Annotated in this window: 11 protein-coding genes; 5 read left to right on the forward strand and 6 right to left on the reverse strand. The window is 47.2% G+C overall.

From position 1 onward, the window contains the following. Window positions 1-219 precede the first annotated feature (219 nt). The 5 genes from ACFPMF_RS27810 (at window position 220) to ACFPMF_RS27830 (ending at window position 5,676) form a co-directional block, all read left to right on the forward strand. A complete protein-coding gene (locus ACFPMF_RS27810; RefSeq protein WP_379851421.1) occupies window positions 220-705 on the forward strand; it encodes a helix-turn-helix domain-containing protein in 486 nt (161 codons plus the stop codon). Window positions 706-724: 19 nt separating this feature from the next. Further along, window positions 725-1,279, forward strand: coding sequence for an IS630 family transposase (locus ACFPMF_RS27815; RefSeq protein ID WP_379851423.1), 555 nt, complete (start codon window positions 725-727; stop codon window positions 1,277-1,279). Between the two features lie 79 nt (window positions 1,280-1,358). Beyond that, on the forward strand, window positions 1,359-2,651 hold the full coding sequence (locus ACFPMF_RS27820) for a CHASE2 domain-containing protein (protein WP_379851425.1): 1,293 nt from the start codon (window positions 1,359-1,361) through the stop codon (window positions 2,649-2,651). A 13-nt stretch (window positions 2,652-2,664) separates the two neighbouring features. After that, complete coding sequence (locus ACFPMF_RS27825; RefSeq protein ID WP_379851427.1) at window positions 2,665-3,594, forward strand: tetratricopeptide repeat protein; 930 nt, start codon at window positions 2,665-2,667, stop codon at window positions 3,592-3,594. Between the two features lie 48 nt (window positions 3,595-3,642). Next, window positions 3,643-5,676 (forward strand): caspase family protein, encoded by a 2,034-nt coding sequence (locus ACFPMF_RS27830; RefSeq protein WP_379851429.1) that lies wholly within the window; start codon window positions 3,643-3,645, stop codon window positions 5,674-5,676. A 46-nt stretch (window positions 5,677-5,722) separates the two neighbouring features. Here the strand turns inward: ACFPMF_RS27830 and ACFPMF_RS27835 are convergent, their stop codons facing one another. From ACFPMF_RS27835 to ACFPMF_RS27860, 6 genes are all read right to left on the reverse strand, one after another. Continuing rightward, window positions 5,723-6,517: a hypothetical protein gene (locus ACFPMF_RS27835; protein WP_379851431.1), complete on the reverse strand. Its 795-nt coding sequence runs from the start codon at window positions 6,515-6,517 to the stop codon at window positions 5,723-5,725. Between the two features lie 4 nt (window positions 6,518-6,521). Further along, entirely contained in the window at window positions 6,522-7,175 is a 654-nt protein-coding gene (locus ACFPMF_RS27840; protein WP_379851433.1) for a hypothetical protein, read from the reverse strand. A 90-nt stretch (window positions 7,176-7,265) separates the two neighbouring features. Next, entirely contained in the window at window positions 7,266-8,963 is a 1,698-nt protein-coding gene (locus ACFPMF_RS27845) for an SUMF1/EgtB/PvdO family nonheme iron enzyme (RefSeq protein ID WP_379851435.1), read from the reverse strand. A 360-nt stretch (window positions 8,964-9,323) separates the two neighbouring features. Beyond that, the gene (locus ACFPMF_RS27850) at window positions 9,324-9,698 is read right to left on the reverse strand and encodes a hypothetical protein (protein WP_379851437.1); all 375 of its coding nucleotides are present in this window, start codon (window positions 9,696-9,698) and stop codon (window positions 9,324-9,326) included. A 29-nt stretch (window positions 9,699-9,727) separates the two neighbouring features. After that, complete coding sequence (locus ACFPMF_RS27855; protein ID WP_379851439.1) at window positions 9,728-9,940, reverse strand: transposase; 213 nt, start codon at window positions 9,938-9,940, stop codon at window positions 9,728-9,730. Window positions 9,941-10,024: 84 nt separating this feature from the next. Beyond that, a partial coding sequence (locus ACFPMF_RS27860) for an integrase core domain-containing protein (protein WP_379850894.1) occupies window positions 10,025-10,230 on the reverse strand: 206 nt, incomplete at its 5' end.

Genomic DNA, 10,230 nt, shown 5'->3' on the forward strand with positions numbered 1-10,230 from the left:
GCAAAAATGATCTGTGCTTCGGTGAACTTTGACTTTTTCATAAGCGATTCTTTGGTTTGTTTAAGTTACCTAAATCGCCTTGATTTTTCTATCCTCTTGCTGTCCAGTTTTTAGGGCTAAGGTCAATGATTTCCTGAATTAATAGACTAAACTGTTTTTACAATTTTGTCCAACTATTTAGGGGGCTAAGACAACACCGATCGGCACACATTGATTGAGATGACCACGAAAGGTACTTATCCGGTTCGAGCGGTAAAGCGTGCTCAGGCGCTGCTGGCTTTCGCGACGAGATTAAGTGGCTACGTAGTAGCTCAGAAAACGGCCTTAAGTGTGCCAACGGGCTATCAGATTCGCACTCGCTATCAGCAGGCCGGCTTACGAGCAGCGGTCGGTGAAAAAGCCAAGCCCGGTCGCCGTCTGGTCTTCGATGGCGTCGCTTGTGCTAAACTGAAGGCATTAGCCTGTAGTCAGGCCCCGGTCGGCCATAACCGATGGACTTTGCGGCTGTTGGCTGACAAAGCCGTTGAACTGGCGTTGGTGGACCATATCGGCTATGATTCGGTCGCGCGCATTCTAAAAAAAACGAGCTACAACCGCATCGGCGGCAACAATGGTGTATCGGAACTATGCATAGCGAATACATGGCCCGGATGGAGGACGTACTGGCACTTTACGAGCAGCCTTATAATCCTCAGCACCCGCTGATTTGTTTTGATGAGCGGCCTTGTATGCTGCATGGGCACGTAGCGGCCCCTTACCGATGCAATCGGGCCAGCTCCAGCGGGAAGACTCAGTCTATCAGCGCAACGGAACCGCCTGTTTGCTGGTGGCCTTCGAACCCCTAACCGGCAAACGGCTGGTGGAGGTCTCCGCCACACGTACGAAAGCAGATTACTGTCGCTTTATGCAGACGCTGGTGGCGGCTTATCCACAGGCACAGACTAGCCGACTGGTTCAGGACAACCTAAACACGCATACTGCATCCGCTTTCTACGAAAGTTGGGCCGCAGCCGATGCGCGGCAGGTAGCGGCCCGCTTAGAAATGCATTATACGCCTAAGAAGGCTTCTTGGTTGAATAGGGTCGAGTTGGAACTATCGGCCATTGCCCGCCAATGTTTGCATCAACGTATTGCTGACATTGAAACCTTACAGATGCATGTCGATCAATGTGTTAAAGAACGGAATGAAGCGAGGGTTACGGTGAACTGGCAATTTACCAATGCCCAAGCACGTGAAAAACTTCGGCGACACTACCAAAAAGTATGCTTAGCTAATTAATCGTACAAAGCACTATTACTCAAATAAGTGTACTAAAATTTTAGCCAATTTTAATTATCTTTTCGGTTTAAAACCTTATATGACTAAAAAGCCCGTAGCTCTTCGTAACTTAGTTATCGATGCCTTTCTGGCTACTATGCTCGTATTCGCCGTTTATGGCACCGGCAAATTATTCTTTTCCCTAACCCAGCGGGTATTGTCCCTGGAGACGTTGAACCCAGTCCACGACGCCCTTGATGTGGTAAAAGAAGGGTATGAGAACTTTGCGCACCTACGGACGCATGCCCGCGTAGGTTCTCATCCGGTTCTACCGATTCTGGTCGATATGGGTGCGGCGGATCGGACCCGCATTGCCGTCGTACTGGATACCATCGCCCGGCACAACCCCCGAGTGATAGGACTCGATTTGGCCTTCGATAAACCAGGAGTAGCCTATGACTCTAATTTATACGGTGTTCTGCAGCGATTAGAAAGATCCGGAAAACTCCTGCGCGCCGTGGCATACAAGGTCACCCTCGGCCACCGATTGCGTCAGTATGAACGTCCACTCTCAAAATCGGTTCTTCCGATTACTGAAAATAGATATCAGATTGGCCCGCAAGGATACGCGGATTTTTCGCTTAATAAGTCGGAAGACATGGTCCGCCATTTTACACCTTGGAGTCAGGGCGACACCTCCTTTGCCGGTCAACTGGTTGCGCGCTATGATCCGAAAGCCTGGCAACGCTTTATCAGGCACCGACACGGTCAGGAAGATAATGAGGATGAGCGAATACTGTATCAACCGCCCGGCGTAGTGACCGATACGCTGCATGAGCGTGATTTCACACCGGGTAACCCTAGGTTGATTAAACTCCGAGATGCCCTAGTGCTCGTCGGGTCTATGGCCGGCTATCAAAATTTATACACTAACGAGGATATTCATCCTGTTCCGACGGGCAACGGTGCCTTAAGCGGTTTAGAGATCAATGCACATATCGTCGCCATGTTGCTTAATGACTCCTATCCAACAAGGGGGTCAGTTGGTTGGCAACTCGTACTGTCGTTCCTGCTTTGCTGGGCATTGATTGTTGTCTTTATATTCTATCATCATTACAAATGGTTTAACGAACTTTTTAAAGTCAGTCAGTTATTAGTGGCGGCGATAATCCTATTTGCATCCTTTATAGCGTTCATCCGGTACCGTCTGGAAATTGATCCGCTTTTGTTTATCGTTCCGGTCGCGTTATCGGTTGATGTGTTGTATTTCTACGAAAAGCTTTCCAAACGGCTGCAAAATTGGGTCAGTACGAATTCTTTCTTTCAGGCTCTGCAAAGAAAAAGCTACTTTCCAACTATTCGCTATACTTCTTCATTTAACGATGACCACTAACCTGTACACCCTAATGAGTTATTGGCTGGTTTTGATGGCCCAGGTAGCATCCGCTCAATCCCTAACGCTGGAAAATGTCGCCGGCGATGTACGGTACCAGATCACGAAGCAGGCTCCAGTTCAACGCCTGTCGGTAGCCCACCGTCGGCAATCGATCGATGTGAACGGCTGGATCACATTAGGCCGTCAGGCTGAAGTCCTCCTCCGGAAAGACGCCCAAACCGTATATTTTATCCGTAACCGAGCCGGAAAATACCAGTTAAAAACCTTGTTAGACAGTGCATTGCCGCCTGACTTCGCTGATGCGCTTAACTTATTTTTCGAAACACTCTGGTTTGACCTAACACATGCCCATGACACCCCGGAAAAGTATTCTGTCCGGTTTCGTAGAACAGGAATTTCCAGCCGGGGCAGCGAGGATTGCCCTCAACCTTTGATGATAAGCCCGGATTTTAAAGCTGGCATGCGAGACACCATTATTACTTTCCGGTGGAAAAAAGACCCGGCGGCCCGAGCCTACAAAGTTGCTATCTTCAGCGAAAATAAGTTCGACGCCCATCCGCTTTATCAAACCGAAACAACGGATACGACCTTAGCCTTCGACCTTCGCCGGCCTTTATTTAAAAAAAATAGAGTTTATTATTGGGCTGCCATTCCGGCGCAAAATTCGCCCTGCACACTCTTTGATTTCCGTATCTACGATCAAGCCACCCTCGAAGCGATTCGACCGGCAGAATCAGCCAACCTCAAAGCGACGTCCGCCGATCGGGCACTTACCGCTTTTATGATAGCTAGTAATTCCGAAGCAAAGGGCTTATATGCGGAGGCGCAAAAAGCCTATGAACAAGCGGTTCGGTTGTCTCCTTCCAACCCCATGTACCGGGAAGGGCTAATCCTATACCTGGCCCGGCGCGGTCAGGTTGAGGAGGCAAATCGGCGGTAACGTTGAAACGTGAATCCAGCAGAACCTACCTCTTTTTTCCCTTACTGTATGAAATTTCTATTCTCCATAACCATCACGCTTTTGCTCAACACCATCCCACTGGCTGCGCAGACAAAGCGTGCTCTGATTATCGCCATTGGTACGTATCCAACTGAAAATGGCTGGCCTGCTATTCACGCTATTAATGATGTTGCCTATATTCGACAAGCATTAAACTTTCAGGGGTTTACCAATGAGCATATAACCGTCCTTCAGGATTCGGCAGCCACCAAGCAAGCCGTTGTTTCCGCCATTCAAACGCTGACTGAGCGTTCGGAAAAGGGAGACAAAATAGTTATTCACATTTCTAGTCATGGCCAGCAGATTACCGACGATTCCAACGAAGAACTGGATGCCTACGATGAAACAATTGTCTGCTACCGGGCTCCGTCGCGGCTAAAAGACGAAAATGATCCGTATGACGGGCGAGAACATTTGACCGACGACGAATTAGATGAATTAATCACTTCCCTTAGAATCAAACTGGGTCCGAGCGGTGATATTCTCCTGACCGCCGATTCGTGCCATTCAGGGACGATCAGCCGGGGACAACGATCCGAAAGCAGACAAGGCCGGGTTCGCGGTGGGAAACCATTAGACCTTCGCCGGAACCGAGTTCCACAAAAAAGACCGCTTCAAACCGAATCCCACTTATTTGACAATTCACCGTCCATAATCGACCGGTTAAACCTATCGCCGTATGTTGTGATTGCTGCTGCCAAAGATTATGAAGAAAATAAGGAATACGTCTTACCGAGCGGAGCCGCAGTGGGATCGCTTTCATACGCATTGTATAAGACCCTGCGAACTGTGCAGCAGCATGAAACCTACCGGTTACTTTTTAACCGGATAACCACCGAAATGAAACAGATGATGCTATCACAGTCACCTTCCATGGATGGTAATTACGACCGCGAGCTCTTCGGCGGAAAAGCGGTAGTGCAAACCCCCTACTATAGGATTCAGGAAGTCCACAGTGGTGGAAAGCAAATTGGGATCCCGGCCGGTTTACTGGAAATGGTTTACCCCAAAACAGTTGTCAAGGTTTGTCCAGCGGGAACAACCAACCCGGCTGAAATCAGCAGCTGTATTTCCGGAACGGTAGTTAACGCCGATCAATTTACAGGAACGGTACTGCTTCAGAAACCGATTATCATTCAAAAGGAAACTGATTACTGGGTATTTGTTACCGAGCGATCCTACGGCGACTTATCCTTGTCGATAAGTATGGATCGTTTGTTGAATGTTGACAGCCGAAAAATTGTCCAAAATGCGGTTCAAAAAGTTCATGATCTTTTTACCTTAAAAGCGTTTCCTGAATCGCAGGTTTATTTTACCGATTCATTGCAGGGGGAGGAAAGGGTACTTTTGCTCAAACGCACGAAAGACCACTTGCCAATCGGAACGCCCCTGATATTGAGTAAGCTAACAGACATCGAGGTTATTACTCGCCTTCTCCGTAATTATGTGCAGGGGCGATTTTTCCGGTCTTTTGGACAGACGACTGGTGAGATATCCGTCGAAATGGAGTTGCTTCCCAACTTATCAGATGGGCAGGTAGTGACTGATAGCGCCGGTCGGCGCCCATTTCTTCAGGATGGGGCTCTGGTTTTTAAGAACGGAGAGCGTACGTCAGTTCGAGTAACGAACAAAGGACAAACCAGAATTTACTTTAATGTTATTGATATTCAACCCGACGACTTGGTCAATATCCTTTTTCCGGTACGAGATACTCCTGATTTTCACGACTCAGCCGATAATTATGGACTCGACCCTGGCCAAAGCGTCATCATACCACACCGGGTGAAATTAGCGCCTCCATACGGCCGCGAAACATTCAAAGTGCTGGCATCGCAGGAACAGTTCGACTTACGAAATGCCATCGAAGCGCGCGCAATCACTACAGGGTCAAAAAAAGTGCTTGAACGTATTTTTGCTAGAACCGGTGGAGCGTCCTCCCGTAGTGTGGATCCAACAACATATCCTGATTCTTCAATCGGCACGTTTGAACTCCCCTTCTTAATTGTGCCAAACCACGATTAATTGCCTGTACGGTGCAGCGACTGAAGGCACTGCACCGTACAGGCAATTAATAATATACGACCATGAATTGTTCAACTTTCCGCCGACCCATGAAGTCGTATACTTCCACCTTCATTCCAGTTGGAACATTGGACAGCAAAAAAGCTGGTTGACTAGTCTCTTTCTGGCAATACACATTTTCGTCGACTTCTTGTGGTTTGCGAAGCTTAAAGGCGCCGCTCCAGCGGCGCTTCCGGTTAGCTCCTTCCGTAAATCGGTTGGTATTATTTCCTTTCGTGTTTCGGTCGGTAGTTTCGCCACCTTCAGTCCGTGTTTTATTTTTTCCAGCCGCACTTCGTTGGCTGTCATCCCCTTTCTGACTTCGGTCAGCGGTTTCGCCACCTTCGGTCCGTTTGACCTTTCCTCCGGCCTGTTGGCGGTAGGAATCGTCTCCCCCTGTTTCCCGGGAAGTAATTTCGCCACCAGTCTCGCGCTCCGAAAGTCCACCCTCGGATTTACGCTGCGCGAAGACCCCACCTGCTTTCTGCTTACTGTTAATAAGACCGCCCCTACCCCGTTGTTCGTTGTCCCCCCCAGCATTTCGCTCCTCGTACGTTCCTTTGGAGTGTCTTGGATAGTAACACCCTTGGTGGGGAACAAAAATAAATTGATCAATAAGGACCAGAGGGGAGCGATGGGACTTTAAGAGGCTGTCCAACTGAGAGTTGCTTTGGTATTCATCGACCAATTCAAGAACTCGCTTGGTTTTCTCAAGCGAGGATTCCGATGATTGACCATAAGCTAGTTGTAAAGCTGTCAGGAAGGCAATCCCCTTCGCGACAAGAACTATCCAGATACGCATAGGATTATTTAGTAAATTCGATATCGGAGATCCATAGCACCCAAGTCGTGTAGTTGTTCGCCCCTTTTTTTCGCACGGGTGTGCAATTATAATATTCGTAAACTACCGAAATATTACCTCCCCGTGCAGCATCGAGGTATTTTGGGGGAATGGAAATAAAATAAGCACGTGTAGCCGGGTCGTTGTTACAAATCTCATGCACCTTGTTGAATTCCAGCAAACCGTAGAAGATATCATCCCGGCCTTTATATCCCTTGAGCTTTTTGACGGGCTTGTCTACTTCTTTACCCGTCAGCACGTTTTTCTCTTTAACAATGGTTTCTTCATATTCCGGAATCTTACGGGAGACAATGATTTTCACCGGAATACCGTCAGATTTGTTAAAGACCTTTGAGAAATTTGAGCTTGGATTAACCCAGCCGGCCCGCTGCTCAATCCCCAGTTTATCCATCTTGAAGGTTTCCCCCTTCGCGATTACAAAGGACTTATCAACTGCTTCAATGGAGATACTGTCGACTAATCGGCCCATTTTAGGCTTAAAGGAAGGTGATCTTTCCTGGAGCAAGAGAGTATCCTTTACATCCCGGTTGGAGGCTTTTTTTCCAAACTGGGAAAAACTCGGAAAACTCAGTAGCGACAGCAAGGTGGTAAGCAGCATGAACGTGGCAGATGCAGTGCGTAAAAAGCGCATAAGTTGAATTAAAGATTAAGTGAAAATGAATAGATTAAGCGTTACAGATAAAGATGGTTATTCGCTCCGAACCAGTCGAAAGCCAATTTCTGTAGATTGCGTGCGTGGGCTACGTCCGCGCCTTACCGAAACTACATTCGTGGAAGTTAACCAGGATCCACCACGCAGAGCGCGCATCGTACCGGTGGTATTGCCGACGGGGTTTTGTTTCGGTGACTTAGTGTAATAATATTCGTCATACCAATCCCAGCACCACTCCCATACATTTCCCGACATATCATAAAGGTCCAGATCATTGGGTTTTTTACCCCCTACAGCATGCGATCGATCATCGCTATTGCTCTGACTCCAGCCGACTTCCATCTCATTCCTGCTGCCTGGGTAGGGTAGGTCCTGCGAATTTCCACGGGCAGCCATTTCCCACTCCGCTTCTGTAGGTAAGCGATAGCCATTGGCCGTTCTATCCCATTCAACACTACCATCCCCAATTTGGTAAGCCTTGCGAAGCCCCTGTTTTTCGCTTAGCCAATTGGCGTATTCAACCGCCTCAAACCAGGTGATGTTGGTAATGGGAAAACGATCTTTATCCTGCCAGTAAATCTTGTTGGGATCACTGAAATCCAGATCGGGGATTGTAGGCATTGAACGCTTCGTCGCTTGGCAAAAATCCTTCCATTCTTTCGCCGTTACTTCATAGCGGCTTATTAAAAAGCTCCCTACCTGAACTTCGTGTAGTGGTTGCTCATTGTAAGGCCGGTTTATAGCGCCCATTTTAAAGCTTGTTCCTTTCACCGAAACGAATAAGCCTCGAGGAGCCGACACGGTTGGAGTAGTACGCGGGGTTGATACAACTAGTGGGCCAACCGGCTCATTACGTGAAATCGGAGTTCCTACAAACACAAAATCGCCGAGTAATTTATCGTAGCGGGCGGGCGACTGGGAGCCATTGCTTTGGATTTCAACCCCTGTTGCCGTACTGTCCATGATGGCGCGTATCCCCAGTCCTGGACGGGTTAGGTATTTCAATAGTTCGCTCGTAAACAAACCATTACGGCCTGATAAATTATCATCGGCAGTGCTTCCCTCTTCCGTAGCGAAGATCATCATGCTACCCCGTGGATTGTTTGTAGGTTTTACCAAGCCCTGAGTCGTTATGGACCGGGTAGTGCCCTGACAGGCTTTAAGCTCGGGCATATTGCGGCAAGCGTCCAAAAACAAAAAACTGGTCCGGACCTGTTTTTGGGTGAATTCGCTGAACAACCGGCCGAGTGAAAAGCCATGTTCCTCAACTCGCTCGATGCAATTGACGTTCGCATCGATGGGTAGTAAGTAGTTTTTCCCATTATAACCGATTCCGTGTCCAGAATAATAAAACACAACCACATCGCTGGAACGAAGTTTTTCAATAAATTCACGGATTATTCTCGCGGTTCTGGGATAGTCAGAATCAATGGCAGTCGTTACGTCAAATCCTAATTTCTTAAGTGCCTCGGACATATCCAACGCATCATTTCCCGGATTTCGAAGCTTATCAGCGTGGACATATTCTTTATTGCCCATGACCAGCGCCATCCGGCGTTCGACGCCACGATTTCCAGGCACCACAACTGGTTGACCACCTTTCGGTTGACCAAAGCTGGCAAAACAGATGAAGAAGGCTAATCCGAAAGCAGGTATCAAGAGGGGGCGGGTAAACTTTATAGGCATAGGATTGAGTTTATTTTTTAGTTGTTTTGTGTAAATACTTTTTTTCATCAAAAAGTAACAGGTTGACTAGAAAATCTACTTTTCCTGATTTAATTGTATTGGATGTAGTAAAGACAAAAATGAAGTGGTATTTAGAGCTATAATGATTTCAAATGTTTTTATTACAGAGTGGATTTGTACGCCTGGTGTGAAGATAAGAATTAGCCCTAAAAATTATACGTTGACCCTAATTTGAATTTTAGGTAAAGTAATACAATTAGCTGTATATCAAAAAAAATTCAAGATTTTATAGGGTGTGTTGACAATTAGGGGTACTTACAATGGCAACACTGATCATTTCGGGCCCATTATCGCAACGGATGTACTCGGGTTTGCCATGTGCCGCCACCATCTGCTCCAGATAACCTACTAACTTTTGGCCTTAAATGCGCCTTGAGCCACCACTAGCAGGTATTTTCGGCTATAGTCATCCAAGATATTGAGAATGCGCGTTTTCTTTTCTGCCATTACCTCATCGCTTAGGAAGTCTAGCGACCAGCCTTGATTTACTTGACTGGCAGCCAAGGTATTGGGATTATCTCGCTTGATAGTTTTTCGTTTGATAGGACTGCGCAAATTAAGCCCCAAAGCTTTGTAAATTCGGTACACACGTTTATGATTCCCGGCATGCCCCACTAAGCGTAAATAGCCGAACATCAAGCTAAAGCCCCAGCTTAAATACTTCTTAGACAAAGCATTAAGTTGATCGGTAATAGCCTGGTCTTCATTCACCCGCTTGGTCATGGCATAAACGGTTACTCTACGTTGCCCTACTACCCGGCACACTCGCCGAAGCGAGGTTTGGAATTGATTGGCGATTTTACCTGCCCAACGGTTTGCCGAGCCGTAGGGCCTAACTTGTTACACCAATTGTAAAAGGTAGCTGGGGAGATGTTGTGGGTACGACAAATCTCACCAATGGATAGGCCTTGGCTGGGCAGGGCCAAGATTTCGACAATTTTAACCGGTTCGCCGGTGCGATTCACTGAACGGGCTCTTTTTCATGCTAAACCATTGATTAGGTGAAAAATACATTTTTTCTACTTATCAATGTGTAAGTACCCCTAATTTCAGACAGTAGCAATTAGAGTTTTTTCATTTTCAATCACCCTGTTTTTCCACTCTTCGGGAGTGAGATTACCCAGTGACTCATGGGGCCTTCTTAGGTTATATTCCTCCATCCAGTCGCATGTCAATTGTCTTACCTGGTCAAGCTCAAAAAATAGATAAGCATCTAAAACAGCTTCTCGATACAGCCGATTGAATCGTTCAACGT

Source organism: Larkinella bovis (assembly GCF_042655385.1).
Lineage (GTDB): Bacteria > Bacteroidota > Bacteroidia > Cytophagales > Spirosomataceae > Larkinella > Larkinella bovis.

Coding starts and splice junctions, on each gene's coding strand:
- ACFPMF_RS27810 (WP_379851421.1), top strand. CDS start 220: ATGACCACGAAAGGTACTTATCCGGTTCGAGCGGTAAAGCGTGCTCAG.
- ACFPMF_RS27820 (WP_379851425.1), top strand. CDS start 1,359: ATGACTAAAAAGCCCGTAGCTCTTCGTAACTTAGTTATCGATGCCTTT.
- ACFPMF_RS27825 (WP_379851427.1), top strand. CDS start 2,665: ATGAGTTATTGGCTGGTTTTGATGGCCCAGGTAGCATCCGCTCAATCC.
- ACFPMF_RS27830 (WP_379851429.1), top strand. CDS start 3,643: ATGAAATTTCTATTCTCCATAACCATCACGCTTTTGCTCAACACCATC.
- ACFPMF_RS27835 (WP_379851431.1), bottom strand. CDS start 6,517: ATGCGTATCTGGATAGTTCTTGTCGCGAAGGGGATTGCCTTCCTGACA.
- ACFPMF_RS27840 (WP_379851433.1), bottom strand. CDS start 7,175: ATGCTGCTTACCACCTTGCTGTCGCTACTGAGTTTTCCGAGTTTTTCC.
- ACFPMF_RS27845 (WP_379851435.1), bottom strand. CDS start 8,963: ATGAAAAAAAGTATTTACACAAAACAACTAAAAAATAAACTCAATCCT.
- ACFPMF_RS27850 (WP_379851437.1), bottom strand. CDS start 9,698: ATGACCAAGCGGGTGAATGAAGACCAGGCTATTACCGATCAACTTAAT.